The organism is Nocardia coffeae (assembly GCF_019890715.1).
GTDB classification, from domain to species: Bacteria; Actinomycetota; Actinomycetes; order Mycobacteriales; family Mycobacteriaceae; genus Nocardia; species Nocardia jiangxiensis.
On the sequence record NZ_JAINZY010000015.1, the window covers coordinates 199,515 to 213,583 of the forward strand.

Annotated in this window: 10 protein-coding genes and 1 pseudogene; 4 read left to right on the forward strand and 7 right to left on the reverse strand. The window is 64.3% G+C overall.

Annotation, left to right across the window (positions count from 1 at the left end):
• Nucleotides 1–99 precede the first annotated feature (99 nt).
• Genes K7711_RS38500 through K7711_RS38510 form a run of 3 tightly spaced genes read right to left on the reverse strand, consistent with a single transcriptional unit; the run spans nucleotide 100 to nucleotide 1,857 of the window.
• Nucleotides 100–513: a GlcG/HbpS family heme-binding protein gene (locus K7711_RS38500; RefSeq protein ID WP_222976286.1), complete on the reverse strand. Its 414-nt coding sequence runs from the start codon at nucleotides 511–513 to the stop codon at nucleotides 100–102.
• A complete protein-coding gene (locus tag K7711_RS38505) occupies nucleotides 513–689 on the reverse strand; it encodes a DJ-1/PfpI family protein (protein WP_268929658.1) in 177 nt (58 codons plus the stop codon). The genes K7711_RS38500 and K7711_RS38505 overlap by 1 nt, the downstream gene beginning before the upstream one ends.
• A gap of 28 nt (nucleotides 690–717) precedes the next feature.
• Complete coding sequence (locus K7711_RS38510) at nucleotides 718–1,857, reverse strand: glutathione-independent formaldehyde dehydrogenase (RefSeq protein WP_222976288.1); 1,140 nt, start codon at nucleotides 1,855–1,857, stop codon at nucleotides 718–720.
• A 353-nt stretch (nucleotides 1,858–2,210) separates the two neighbouring features.
• Here K7711_RS38510 and K7711_RS38515 point away from each other — a divergent pair, with 353 nt between their 5' ends.
• Both K7711_RS38515 and car read left to right on the forward strand, forming a co-directional pair.
• Nucleotides 2,211–2,507: a putative quinol monooxygenase gene (locus tag K7711_RS38515; protein ID WP_222976290.1), complete on the forward strand. Its 297-nt coding sequence runs from the start codon at nucleotides 2,211–2,213 to the stop codon at nucleotides 2,505–2,507.
• Nucleotides 2,508–4,101: 1,594 nt separating this feature from the next.
• Entirely contained in the window at nucleotides 4,102–7,620 is a 3,519-nt protein-coding gene (gene car, locus K7711_RS38520; RefSeq protein ID WP_222976292.1) for a carboxylic acid reductase, read from the forward strand.
• A gap of 234 nt (nucleotides 7,621–7,854) precedes the next feature.
• Here the strand turns inward: car and K7711_RS38525 are convergent, their stop codons facing one another.
• Nucleotides 7,855–9,066, reverse strand: a complete 1,212-nt coding sequence (locus tag K7711_RS38525) for an IS4 family transposase (protein WP_222976294.1) — start codon at nucleotides 9,064–9,066, stop codon at nucleotides 7,855–7,857.
• Nucleotides 9,067–10,524: 1,458 nt separating this feature from the next.
• Between K7711_RS38525 and K7711_RS38530 the strand changes: the two genes are divergently transcribed.
• Nucleotides 10,525–11,211: a transposase gene (locus K7711_RS38530; protein ID WP_222976296.1), complete on the forward strand. Its 687-nt coding sequence runs from the start codon at nucleotides 10,525–10,527 to the stop codon at nucleotides 11,209–11,211.
• Between the two features lies 1 nt (nucleotide 11,212).
• Here the strand turns inward: K7711_RS38530 and K7711_RS38535 are convergent.
• Nucleotides 11,213–11,542, reverse strand: a pseudogene (locus K7711_RS38535) (transposase); the annotation flags it as partial.
• Between K7711_RS38535 and K7711_RS49440 the strand changes: the two are divergent.
• Nucleotides 11,477–11,629: a pentapeptide repeat-containing protein gene (locus K7711_RS49440; RefSeq protein ID WP_222976298.1), complete on the forward strand. Its 153-nt coding sequence runs from the start codon at nucleotides 11,477–11,479 to the stop codon at nucleotides 11,627–11,629. The pseudogene K7711_RS38535 and the gene K7711_RS49440 overlap by 66 nt on opposite strands.
• Before the next feature lie 464 nt (nucleotides 11,630–12,093).
• Here K7711_RS49440 and K7711_RS38545 read toward each other — a convergent pair whose 3' ends face one another.
• Together K7711_RS38545 and K7711_RS38550 are read right to left on the reverse strand one after the other, a co-directional pair.
• A complete protein-coding gene (locus tag K7711_RS38545; protein WP_222976300.1) occupies nucleotides 12,094–13,116 on the reverse strand; it encodes a glycoside hydrolase family protein in 1,023 nt (340 codons plus the stop codon).
• A gap of 610 nt (nucleotides 13,117–13,726) precedes the next feature.
• Nucleotides 13,727–14,065 carry a DUF4352 domain-containing protein gene (locus K7711_RS38550; RefSeq protein ID WP_222976406.1) on the reverse strand — a complete coding sequence of 113 codons (339 nt, stop codon included), beginning with the start codon at nucleotides 14,063–14,065 and terminating at the stop codon, nucleotides 13,727–13,729.
• Between the last annotated feature and the right edge of the window lie 4 nt (nucleotides 14,066–14,069).

The following is a 14,069-nucleotide window of genomic DNA, read 5'->3' on the forward strand; positions in this document are numbered from 1 at the left end:
GTGCGGGCGGGGTGTCCCAGCCGGTGCCGGTCAGCCACCGGAGACCCTGCTCACAAGGTTATCCGCGCGCGACCTCGCCGTATCGACGTAGTTCACTGCTCACATCGCCGCCACGGCCGCCTCGGCGACGGTCTTGTCCTGCTCTCCGGTGCCACCGCTGACGCCGACCGCGCCGACGACCTGGCCGTTGCGCCGCAGCGGCACACCGCCGGCGAAGATCATGATGCGCCCCCCGTTGGAGGCGTGTATCCCGTAGAACTGTCCGCCCGGACCCGCGTCGGCCGCGAGGTGCTCGGTCGAGATGTCCAGCGCCCGCGCGGTGAACGCCTTGTTGATCGAGATGTCGATGCTGGCGATCCAGGCACCATCCATCCGCACGTGGGCGACGAGGTTGCCGCCGGCATCGACCACCGCAATGTTCGACGGCGACTCGATCTCGTCGGCTTTGGCCTGTCCGGCGGCGATCATCCGCTGCGCATCGCCGAGGGACACCGAGGTCTGGTTCACTGTCATCACGCACTCCCTCGGGGCTTCGCGGACTGCTCTACGATGGCCCGACAGAACGCGGGGAGGTCGTCGGGCGAGCGGCTCGAGATCAGGTTCCCGTCGATCGCGACCTCTTCGTCCACGACGTCGGCCCCGGCGGCAACCAGTATCGCGATCCGCTTGCCCTGCAGTGTCGTTGCCATGGTTGTGCTCCTCTCGGTCCGGGACGCCTCACGGATGCATGACGACCTTGGTCCATCCGTCGTCCCGGGCATCGAAATGCTGATAGCCGGACTCGGCCTCGGCCAGCGGGAGCTCGTGAGAGACGATCCAGGACGGTGTGGCCCGGCCCTCGTGGATCAGGTCGCGCAGCTGCCGGTTGTAGTGCTTGACGTTGGCCTGTCCGGTACCGACCTTCTGCCCCTTGAACCAGAATTTGCCCATGTCGAAGGCGATCTTGCCGTGACGTTCGAGTTCGTCGGGGCCGTTCTGGTCCTGGGGCAGGAAGATGCCGACCACGCCGATGTGGCCGGTGAAGCGCACCGAGTCGACGAGCCGGTTCATCGTCATCGCGGCGTTTTCGTGACCTTGCGGGTCGTGCGCCTGGTACCCGACACACTCACAACCCTTGTCGGCGCCGCGCCCGTTGGTCTGATCGAGGACCTGCTCGACCGGGTCACCGGTGGAGTCGTCGATGGGTATGGCCCCGATCTGCTCGGCGAGCCGCAGCCGGTCGGGGTGACGGTCGACGATCATCACCTTGCTCGCGCCCTGGATCATCGCCGAGTATGCCGCCATCAGACCGACCGGCCCGGCCCCGTAGATCACCATCGAATCGCCGGGCTGCATGTCGGCCAGGCGGGTGCAGTGCCATCCGGTGGGAAAGATGTCGGAGAGCATCACGTAGTCGGTTTCCTTGTCCTGCGCGTCCTCGGGCAGCCGCAGACAGTTGAAGTCGCCGAACGGCACCCGCAGATACTCCGCCTGTCCGCCCCAGAACGGTCCCATCCCGGCGAAACCGAATGCGGCGCCGGCCATCTTCGGATCCGGGTGCACCGTCAGGCAGAACGCGGTCAGACCTTCCTCGCAGTTTCGGCAGAAACCGCAGCCGATATTGAACGGCAGGCACACCCGATCCCCGGCCGAGACCTTGACCACCGCATTGCCCACCTCTGCGACGATCCCCAAATTTTCGTGACCGAGGACCATCCCGGGCTCCAGATCGGTGCGGCCCTCATACATGTGTAGATCCGATCCGCAAATGTTGGTGCTGGTGATCTTTACCAGGACATCGGTCGGCTGCTCGATCCTCGCATCGGGCACATCCTTCACATGGACCTCACGTGGCCCGTCGTACACAAGCGCTTTCATCTCGACACTCCCTCACATGCGGCGTTTCCGGTTGATGCCCGGCCCGGTGGCCACAGGCGGCTACATGCGAGCGACCGGCCGAATGAATCGTGTTTCTGGGGCAGACGACGCAACAGCGCACGGAGCCGACAACCACACCAAAACGTTGGCACACCACCATATTTCGCGTCACGGCGACGTGAGTGCACTCCAGGCGTCGTATTCCCTCCATGGTGAAGTCTCCTCTTATGGCTCCACGATCGCTAGGGGTTGAGATTGGTTTCGTTGATTCGCGGGCTCGACCGGCTCCTTCCCTTCACAGGTCGATGGTGTGATGCTGGACCATGTCCACCACCTCGAACAGGAGATCCGACATGGCCACCAAGGCGCTGCTGGTCCGGCTCGAAGCCAAACCCGGCAAGGAAACCGCGGTCGAGGAATTCCTCCGATCGGCGTTGCCACTCGTCGAGCAAGAGCCGGGCACGAAGCCCTGGTTCGCGGTACGGTTCGGCCCCTCGACGTTCGGCATCATCGACGCATTCCCAGATCAGACCGCCCGTGAAACACATCTCGATGGGCCGGTCGGCAAGGCCCTCGGCGAACGCGCCGACGAACTCTTCGCTACCCCGCCCGAAATCAGCAAGCTCGACGTGCTCGCCGATAAGCTCTGAACCACCGACTGGAACCGTTGCGCCGCGTATTGTGACCCCACCCATCACTTTCAGCGGCGTAGGTGTTGCCGCAGACATCGGCGAGTTCGCCCCACCGGATCGCGGCGGTGACCGACGGTCCCAGCAGGCTCGCTGAGCGCTTTTGCGGCAGGGCGGCATGGACGGCCAGTGCTCCGAATGGTCCAGCTGCCAATCATGGTTGGACAGCGCGCCACGAGCGATCACCAACTGGCGTAGTTGGTGGATCCACCGCGCCGGTGCGATGTGATCGAAGGGGCCGTCCGCGACGGGCCCTCGGCCGGCGCGACCGCCAATCGGTCCTGCATCGAGGAGAAGCTGCGGCGGTGCGGCCAGTTCCGAACTGAACTCGGAAGATACTCAGCTGCAACGCATTACCTTCAAATTCCAGCGCGGCATCGTTGAAAACAGTAGGGAGTCCACCTATGTTGGAGGTCATCGAACACCCGGGTTAGGTAAATCTGCCGCATCGAGGGGGACGAGTCCCCTCTCGCGTACGCGACTTGACGACGGATCTCTAGATCTGTTCCGGCAGACGCCATCAAACGCGCCGGATCGCCGCGGCCGACTCCGCCCCCACTGGAGTGCCGCGTCGCAGGCATCGGGCTCGACTCAGGTCTCCACCAAAGCCGGGGCGATCCATCCAGCGCAAAGTCCAACGCGCCCTTGTCCTTTGGATCGGCACCTGCCCACTCTGCCCCGCAGTAGAAACCATGAACCGCCGGTCCTTCACATACGGGAAGGAACGTGTTCCTGGTTGGTAGACCTTCTACGCTAACGAGCTCTCCGTCGCCGCCGGCTGCAAGGTCGCGGCTGGCCCCAGTGAGCTGCGAGACCCGATGCCGATAGCCTGCCCGCGGTGCAACGCCCCTATGGACCGATATGACTTTCACCGGAGACACCGTCGACTACGAAGTGCGTTGTTCATCGAACACGGCCGCTCGAAGTCGTCGCGACTTGCCCGGTGGCAAGACCGCCTCGAAGTCCCCCGGCGCCGATTCGCGCAGGGCTGCCGCTGCAACCGCGCCATCCTCGAGTTGATCCGGGCATCCGGACTGGGGCTCGACGACGTTCAGGAAGCAAATTGGCCGAGAATGATGGTCCCCATCGTAGAACCCCTGATCATCGGTATGGCAACCAAAACCGGTAGCCGACATTCTTGGCTTTCGACCGTGCGGCCCGACGTAGGCGCACCATGTGTGCGAACCTCGTCGGCTGCCCGATCGCCGGCGGAATATCAGCCCTGCTCAGGTGGTTGAAGTTGTTGGTCTGGTCAGGCTATCGGGCCGTGTCGCGCGTTGATTTCGCCAGTTTGTCCTATCCGGTCGCTGTCTCGGCGAGGAAGCCGACGAAGTGGGTGGTTTGCGGTCGTAGCGGATGTTTCAGCAGGTGACACCCGGTCGGCCGGGAAATGGCGACCTGCGGCGCCGGAACAACTCGACATCCTCGCGCGATCCGCACCGCGACGCCGCGATGGCCCACCAACTGCCGCAGCTTGCGCGGCACCGGAAACTAATCACATCAACACAGGACAAGTACTCACGAATTCAATTCTTGTTCGTTGAAGGAGATGATCATGTCACCTTCTGACAATACCTACGAGGCACGCCGACAAGATCGATTCGAGAAGTTGATCTCGAGCGACGCGCAACTCGGTGCCGCGCAACCCGATCCAACGATTGCCGCCGCACTGGACGACCCGGGCGTCCTGCTCGCCGACACGATGCGCACCGTGCTGGACGGCTACGGTGACCGGCCTGCGCTCGGTCAGCGCGCGGTCGAATTCGTGATCGGAGCAGACGGACGCACCGTCGCCGAATTGCAACCTCGATTCGACACCCTGACCTACCGCGAGACCTGGTCTCGGGTCCGGGCGCTCGCCGATGCCCTGGCCGGCAGCCCTGTCCGGCCCGGCGATCGCGTAGTGACTCTCGGCTTCACCAGCGCGGACTACGTGATCGTCGACATGGCGCTCTCGCTGGCTGGGGCCGTCGCTGTTCCGCTGCAGACCAGTGCCCTGGTGCAACAACTGCACCCGATCCTGCTCGAGACGGAACCGGTCGCGATACTCTCCAGCGTCGACCACCTCGCGGATGCGGTCGAACTCGCACTCACCGCGTACACACCGAAGCGTCTGGTGGTTTTCGACTACCACCCGCAGGTCGACGACCACCGCGAGGCATTGGAATCGGCAGTAGCACGCCTGGCGGATCGACACGTGACGGTCGAGGCGCTCGACGATGTCATCGCACAGGCCCCCGAGCCCCTCGACGGGGCGGCGACGTCGAGCGGCGATGGTGACGCTCTACGCCTGCTGGTATATACCTCCGGCTCGACAGGGACTCCGAAGGGCGCGATGTACACCGACCGCCTGATGGCCAACTCCTGGCGGGGCTGGTTCAGGCGCGGCTCCGACCTGGATCACAAGCTGCCGGCGATCACCCTGAATTTCATGCCGATCAGCCACGTGATGGGTCGCGTGAGCCTGTATTCCACGCTCGGCGCGGGCGGGACGGCGTACTTCGTCGCTCGCAGTGACCTGTCGACTCTGCTCGAGGATCTCGCGCTGGTCCGCCCGACGAAGCTGGATCTCGTGCCCCGTGTCTGGGAGATGTTGTTCCAGCATGTCCAGAGCGAAGTCGACCGTCGCTCGGCACACGGCGACCGGGATACCGTCGAACTACAGGTCATGGCCGAGCAGCGCGAGAAACTCCTCGGTGGACGCCAGCTATCGGCGATGACGAGCTCCGCGCCCATTTCGCCCGAGTTGCTGTCCTGGGTGGAAGAGTTCATCGGTATCCATCTGACCGAGGGGTACGGCTCGACCGAGGCCGGCATGGTCCTTCTCGACGGCTGGATCCAGCATCCGCCGGTGCTCGACTACAAGCTGGTCGACGTCCCCGATCTCGGCTACTTCGCTACCGATCGGCCGCATCCGCGCGGCGAATTGTTGGTCAAGTCCCCGAATCTGATCCCCGGCTACTACAAACGGCCCGAGGTCACCGCCGAACTGTTCGATACCGAAGGCTGGTACCACACCGGCGATGTGATGGCCGAGATCAGCCACGATCAGCTGGCCTATGTGGACCGACGCAACAACGTGCTCAAGCTCTCGCAGGGCGAGTTCGTCACCGTCTCCACGTTGGAGGCAGCCTACAGCGGTCACCCGCTGGTGCGTCAGATCTTCGTGTACGGCAACAGCACCCGGTCCTTCCTGCTCGCGGTGATCGTGCCGACCGATGACGCACTCGCCAGTGTCGGCGGCGACGTGACCGCGGTCGAACCGCTGCTGCGCGATGCGCTGCAGAGTGTCGCCCGGGAAGCGGGGTTGCAGTCCTACGAGATTCCCCGTGACTTCCTGGTCGAGACGACCCCGTTCACCTTGGAAAACGGACTGCTGACCGGTATCGGCAAACTGGCCCGCCCCGCGCTGAAGGCGCACTACGGCCCGGCGCTCGAACAGCTCTACAGTGATCTGACCGACAGCCAGGCCGAGGTGCTGCGTTCGCTGCGCAAGGACGGCGCTCACCGGCCGACGGCGGAAACCGTGATCCGGGCCGCCGGTGCACTGCTCGGTGCGGCCGCTGCCGACGTGGCGCCCGACGCCGCGTTCGCCGATCTCGGCGGGGATTCGTTGTCGGCGTTGACCTTCGCCAATCTGCTTCGCGAGATCTTCGACGTCGATGTCCCCGTCGGCGTGATCGTCGGCCCGGCAGTCGACCTCGCCGCCATCGCCGACTATATCGACGCGCAGCGTATCGGTGGAACCGAGCGGGCGACCTACGACACGGTGCACGGTCGCGACGCGGTCGAGGTGCACGCCCGCGATCTGACGTTGGACAAGTTCCTCGACGAAGCCACGCTCGCCACCGCGCCGTCACTGCCGAAGGCGAATCGCGAAGTGCGTACCGTGCTGCTGACCGGGGCGACCGGCTTTCTCGGGCGTTATCTGGCGCTGCAATGGCTCGAACGGATGGATGTGGTCGGCGGCAAGGTCATCTGTCTGGTGCGCGCCAAGGACGACACCGCGGCCCGGCAGCGGCTCGATGCGACGTTCGACAGTGGCGATCCGAAACTGCTCGAGCACTATCGGTCGCTGGCGGGCGATCATCTCGAGGTGCTCGCCGGTGACAAGGGTGAGGCGAACCTCGGACTCGACGATGCCACCTGGCAACGGCTGGCCGACACCGTCGACCTGATCGTCGACCCCGCCGCGCTGGTCAACCACGTGCTGCCCTACAGCCAGCTGTTCGGGCCGAACGTCGCCGGTAGCGCGGAGCTGATCCGAATCGCCTTGACGACCCGGATCAAGCCGTTCGTCTACATATCGACGATCGCTGTCGGTGACGGCGTCGAGCCGGGGACGTTCATCGAGGATGCCGACATTCGGCAGATCAGCCCGACCCGCAAGATCAGCGACGACTATGCCAACGGATACGGCAACAGCAAGTGGGCCGGCGAAGTCCTCCTGCGCGAGGCGCACGACCTGTGCGGTCTGCCGGTGTCGGTGTTCCGCTGCGACATGATCATGGCCGACACCACATACTCCGGTCAGCTCAACGTGCCGGACATGTTCACTCGGATGATGCTGTCGCTGGTGGCAACAGGGATCGCGCCGTACTCGTTCTACGAACTGGATGCCAACGGCGATCGCCAACGCGCGCACTTCGACGGGCTGCCAGTGGAATTCGTCGCCGACGCCATCGCTACCATCGGCGCCCACATGATCAGCGGATTCGAGACCTATCACGTGATGAATCCCTACGACGACGGTATCAGCATGGACACCTTTGTCGACTGGCTGATCGAAGCCGGCTACCCGATCGCCCGGGTGCCCGAATACGCGGCCTGGTTCACGCGGTTCGAGACGGCTCTGCGCGGTCTGTCCGACAAGCAGCGTCACGCGTCGTTGCTGCCGTTGCTGCACAACTACCGCAAGCCCGAACATCCGATCAACGGGTCCGTCGCGCCCGTGGATCACTTCCGGGCGGCCGTGCAGGACAACAAGATCGGGCCGGAAAAGGACATCCCGCACATCTCCGCACCGGTGATCATCAAGTACGTCACCGACCTGGAACTGCTCGGTCTGCTCTGACCTGCTTGCAGGAAACTCGATCGTCCGCTAAGCCCAATACTGTTCAGTTAAGGATTTCGGATTGTGATCCTGGGTGCGTGGGTGGGTTGTGGCCAGTGCGCGTGGTGGGCGCGTTTGGCTTTCCATTTGAGGACTTTGCGTTTGACTACTCGGGGGTTGGCGCGTGGGCGGCGTGCGGGGTTGAGGCGTTGCAGGAGTTTGGTGATGGCGCACTGCCACAGTCCTGCGGCGGCGTCATGGTCGTGAGGGGAGAAATGAGCTGTGCGACAATGATCTTCGAGTGATTCGCAGGGCCGCGACGAACGACATGCGGTCCGGGTCGTGCCCGGATCGGGTGGCGGCGTCGAGCATGAGGGTGCGGATCGCGTAGTGGCAGCACAGGTACCCCCAGATCTCCTGCTGGACCAGTTCGGGAGACTTCGAACGCAGCACGGCCCGCGGCCCGCGCTGGTGGGTTTTGAGTTCGTCGAAGGTGTTCTCGATCTCCCAGCGCTGCGAATAGGCAACCGCCAGTTCTGTCGCGTCGGCTTGTTGCGGGTCCAGGATCGTGGTCAGCAGCCGATAGTGTTCGGGATTGTCGCGGCCGTCGTCGATCGTGTACTCGACGACCCGCACGGTCACCGGCGCCGTCTTTCTCCATCGGGGACCCGAACTCGGGGCGATCCGGGCCAGCCACGAACCGTCGGGCAGCGTGTCCACATGGCGTGGCCGCACGAGTGAATTGATCCGCCACAGCAGATCCGCCCCGGTATCGGCTGCCTGTTTCCACAGCCCGAATCCGTAGAACCCGCGATCGGCGAGCATCAGCATTCCTGGTTCGAGCCGCTCGATCACCTCCCGGGCCAGCTCGACCTCCGAGGTAGTGCACGCACCGATCGTCGCGGCGAACAGTGCATGTGTCCCGCACTCGGCCAGCGCGACCAGACGAGCCTGCGGGAACGCCGACCGCTCGCCGCGCCCGGACCCCGGCCGTCCGAAGAACTCCTCGTTGCCCGGCGTGTCGGCCAGGTCCAAGCACGTGCCGTCGATAGCCACCAGCCGCCGCCCGCCCAGCCAGCTACCGGGCGTGTCCTGCCCGGCCAACGGCCGCGCCACACGCGTGAACAGATCACGGACCGGTTCGAATCCCAATCGCGAACGTGCTTGGAAGATACCCGATTTCGTTGGCGGTGACCACGATTGCGACCACCCGGTCGTCCATGACAGCCCATCGGTCAACGCCGCGAACACATCCTCGTACGAACCGTCGGAATGCAACGCCATCCCGATCGCGAAGTACGCCATCACCCGTGCCGGCAGCGCCCGATGCCGCTGCTGGGTGCGCCCCGCGTCCGCGATCACACCATCGACCACATCGGCAGGGAAAACCCTGGTCAACAACCCCACCGACACCAAATCCGACAACCGGCGATCCGACTCCGGCTTCACCCATCCACCACGAGGCACACCGGCACAATACAACCCCGGACCTTAACTGAACAGTATTGTCCCTAAGCCAGCATCCGAAAACAGCACGACCCGAAGTGCGTAGCCTGGCGGGGGTTATCGCCCTCAGTTTCCTCATATTGACACGACCTGCGGAAAGGTTGGGATGAGATGATCGGGGCGCATGGGCGGCTCGCAGAGCCTGCCTCTACAGGCTGCCTCCACCCGCGGATGTCGTTGGGGCACCAGTAAGCGGAGTGTCGGTTGACACCGAGTTCACCGTACCGCCGAAAGCTGCTTGCTCACTTGCCCGCACAGTCGGGTGAGATACCCATCTCAGCAGACAGGCCACGAGCGAACGGCAGAGGCGACGTATGACCAACGAGGATATCGTCGTCGCGTTCGCCCTGACCACACTGGACAACGCGAACAGCGGCCTCGATCTGGAAGAGGTTGCCGCACCGGTGGTGCGCCGCCGACCCCCGATCAGATGGTCGATCTCGTGCCCCCGCACCTGGCTAGGCAGCCTGGCAGTGCGGCGCTGGTATCGCTCCATCCCGCTGGGGCCTTCTCTCGGATACTCTGTGGCCCCACTGGATTCGGGCACGTCAGATGTCGAACAGTTGCGCGGACATACACCAACTTGCCGTCGCAAGTTACGTCGACCAAGGTCCACTGTCGGTAGCTGTGAACCGCCTACGACACCCCGCACCGCAGCGTGGGCAGACGGCTGGACCCGGCGCCGCCCCGGGGCAGACGATGAGCCAAACGCCCTCGGCTGCTGCCACATCTTCCATGATCGGCGGCGACCCATCGAGTTCGTCATCCGATCCGCAAGGCAGGACATCGCGATCATTCCCATCGCGACTCCGACGGCCAGGTGAGCACCAGGAAGGCTGACACCATCCCGCGGATCACTGCTTTCTGCGACAGTTCCACAACTGGACCCATTCGTTGGGGACGGCCATCAGGTTTCGGATCGGATGGTCGATTGTTGCTGCCGTTCAAAGGATCTCAACCGGCAAAGCGCATTGCGGCCGCGGATCGTTGCGCTCGCGACAATTCGGTCGGTTGAAGGCACGTAGCGTAGCCAGATGAGTCCGAGGGTCTCGAGTTCTCTCACGTACGATTCGTATCGGCAGTGCACGTGTTTGGCGTGACGACCGCGCAGGGCTTTGGCTCGTGAGGGCAGATGCCGTCGGATTAGGTCGGCCACCAGGATCGAACCCTCCGCTGCGACGGAGTCCAGCAGCAGTCGCTGGCGCGGATGTCGCCGCAGCCACCCCGCCATGCCTCCGAGCTTGCTCACCGGCGGCACCGGCGCGCTCGAGGCAGCTCGCGAAGCGCCAGACGGGCATCCGAGCGCCGGACAGCGTCCGGATGGAGAGTAGCCACCGTGACACCAACCACTGTCGGCAGCCGGGAGAGCCCGACCGCGGTGAGGACCAAGGTGGCCAAGTCGTGCATCGTCATAGAACGATGATCAGCAGCAGCAAGGGCCAGAGCAATCCAGCCGAAAGGCGACCCCTCTTGGTTCGGACTCACGAACGGCCTGCTCACTGCCGGTTTGTGAAACCTGACACAGGCTACGTACCCAATCAATTCCGACGTCGCGGCGCACCACCAGTCGCACGGCTGCCCGGACTTCGCTCAACAGCCAGCCGATCACCCGATCCTGAGCACGTTAAGGCCACCAGACTCGCGCTGCGCTCACTCGCCCAACGCATCAGCGACTCGCAAGCCCACGCCGACCAGCTCAAACAACAGCTGAGCAAGGTCCTCGAACAGGTCGCGCCGAACACCATGGATTTGTTCACCCTCGGCCCGGATACCGCTGCAGCCCTGCTTATTTCGATCGGCGACAACCCCGGCAGCCTCATCTCCGAAGCCGCGTTCGCCCGCCTCCGCGGCGTCGCGCCGATCCCCGCCTCATCCGGGAAAACCACCCGGCACCAGTTGCATCGTGGCGGTGACCGCCAAGCCAACCAGGCCCTCCACACTGCGGTTATCGTCCGTATGCGCTACCACCAGAACACCAAGGCATACGCCGCCCGGCGCAAGCACAACGGCAAGACAACCCCGGAAATCCTGCGCTTCCTCAAACGCTATCTCGCGCGAGAAGTGTTCCGCGCCTTACGCACCGACTACCGAGCCATGACAGCTTGACACCTACAGGAGCGTCCTTCGCGATCTCCTTCAACACCGCCTTCTCCAACTCCGCCTCGGCGAGAAGCCGTTTGAGGGTTGAGTTTTCGCGTTCGAGGCCTTTCAAGCGCTTGGCGTCGTCGGCCTTCAATCCGCCGATCTGGTTGCGCCAGCGATAGTAGGTGGCCTCGGTAATCCACAGCCTCCGGCACACCTCGGCGATGTCTTTGCCCTCGCCCAGCAGCCGGTCGGCCTCCCCGAGCTTGCGAACGACCTGTTCGGGGGTGTGCCTCTTGCGGACGCGACCTTCTCCAACGCAGCCGGTTTCAGTGACACGACATTCGCTGACGATACCTCGTTCGAGAACGCGGAGTTCTCTTTCAGCGCCGATTTCCACGGGGTGACGTTTTCCGGAGAAACCACCTTCAAAAAAAAGTAGCTTTCGGGTTCTTTGTCTCATTTACCGACCCAAAGCAGTGGGGCCCGCCGGCACCAGTGTTCGACTGGGACAAGGACATCACCAAAAAGCCCGACCGCCTCGAGCCACAAGACTGGCCACCAGGCATAGTGCCAGCAACGGATCCCGTCGAGTGACCTGAACAAGCGTCGGACGTTCTTCCTGTCTCGAAATCTCGGATTAGGAACAGCCTGACGCAGGTGGACGACGCGATACTTGGATCGCACACAGCAGAGAGGACGATCCGGTCCGCCCGGAGAGCTGGGCGCCGCGCGATTACTACCGGAACCCCAAATTTCGTTGCACACGCCCACTTTTCGTGAGATCAGCTCGGTCTGGTCCGCGGACCGGCCGCTGGCGCCGGCAGTCCGCGCGTTCGGTGACCATGCCGAGAGCGCGGCCGGGGGTTGCCTGATCGGTGCGGGCAGGCCGCGGCCCGATCGTCCTCATCGCGTAACGGGCTTCGGGCCCGGTTGCGGGCCGGTGTTCAGCTGTTCGGGTAACACGGTGAAGTGGCGGACGAAACCGGACAGGACGGGCAGGTCCTTCGGTGTGGTCCACTCGCCGAGCAGGTCACCGGTGACGGTGTCGCTGTAGAGATAGTGACCGTGCGTGGGTTCGTCGAGGTCGTACGCATCCAGGTAGATCCGCCATCGGCCGTCGGGGAGCGGGATCACGCACTGTCCCTCGCGCGGTTGTCCCGGGCCCGGTCCGCCCCAGTGCGCCCAGTTCCCGGTTCGCGCGAACGTGTACGGGCCCACCAGGCGGTCGGCCACTGCGACCTCGACGTTCTTGGTCGATTCGTTCTTGACGAACGCGTAGTAGCGTCCCTGTGACAACTTGACCGTGGTGTCGATGTAGCCGAGGCCGCCCCGTGCGGGAATGACGCCTGCCAGCGGTATGGGCGTGGTCCAATGCAGCCGGCTCAGCGATGAGGTGGTCGCGGTCATGACGCAGGGCCGGAAGACCGTGCCGTCGTTGATGTTCACCAGGACGCTGACCGTGCCGTCACGGTCGACGAACCATTCCGGAGCCCAGGTATGGGTGACACCGACGAACGGAATCGTGTACTCGTACAGGAACTCCCAGTGGATCCGGTCACGGCTGCGAGCGAACCCGATGGTGTTGCCGCCCCATGCGGTCGTGTACGTCACGTAGTACTCGCCGTCGATGTGACGAAAGACGCTGGGGTCGCGGCACAAGCCCGTCTTGGTCGTGGCCGCCGCTGCCGGGGTATCGGCGGGGTCGGCGTCCGGCGGACGGTAGGCGTCGGCCTGGACGAGCCGGAAATTCGTTGCGTCGGTGGATTCGTAGACCCACATATCGGTCTGGCTGGCGTTGGTGAACGCCGTCATCGTGTATCGGATCGGCGGGGCGGCGGCCACTGCGCGTCGGGATGCCACAACGCTCAACGGTACGCTCGCCGCCAGGGCGAGCATCGCTCTGCGGGACAACCCGATCGACGTCATATGCGGATTATTCAGCCCGTGAACGCTGAAGGATTGCTGACACACCGCGCGTGGTGCGTGGGTCGATATGGTCCTGGTCGCCGGTGCGCTCGCCTACCTCCTGCGCCGGCGGCTCGCCCCGGCCCCGCGGTGAATACGGCGCCTGTACTGGTGTCATACCCGAACTCAGCCAGATCGGTGGCCTGCCATGCGAAACCGATATCGGCAACCGATTCCACCCAGCCGCAGAGCACCAGGGAACCGTCCAGCAGCAGGGAAGGTTCCCACAACGCCCGCCATGCCCGTGATCCGGTAGCCGCGACCGCCGGGCTGCAGTCGAGATGGGGGATATGAGCTGATCGCGGGCGAGTTCGGCAGCCCTGTCTGACATCGCGTTGTACACAAACCGCGGCGCCCTGGGCCAGCGGAGCGGGCATGTCCACGATCCCCCGCTTCAGAAGGAGAGCCGGGACTCCGGGCGCCAGCGCCGGACTTCGACGCAAGCTCACCGTCTGCCAACTCGCCACCACGAAGGGCGCGCTCGCCGCAGGACAGCCCGTCTATATCGTCGCTCCGCCCCTTGGATCTCGTGAAATTCGAAAAGCTCTGGCCCGTTACGCGTGTCCGGCTGTTACTGCCCAACATCAACTTTCACGCCGCCACTGAACAGCGAGTCATGTAGCTCGACGGTTTGGATGACCGTGCCGGCAGGCACGCCGAACGCGACTTGCCGATCGACGGACAGGCCAGGGTTGAGGTCCGTGCCGTCGTTGTCCTCCAAGGCGAGATCCGCTCCACCATCGGCGCTGTACCTGCGGCCCCGGCTGTCGATGAGCTTCTGGGCGGTCGATGTGAATCCGCGCCGATCAGTGCCCGTGTTCGTGACGTGCACGTGGACGATGGCGTACTCGCCCTTGGCGTCCGCGGAGAACAGGCCCGACCCGAGGTGCTTCGCGCCGTTCTGCTCGATCGAG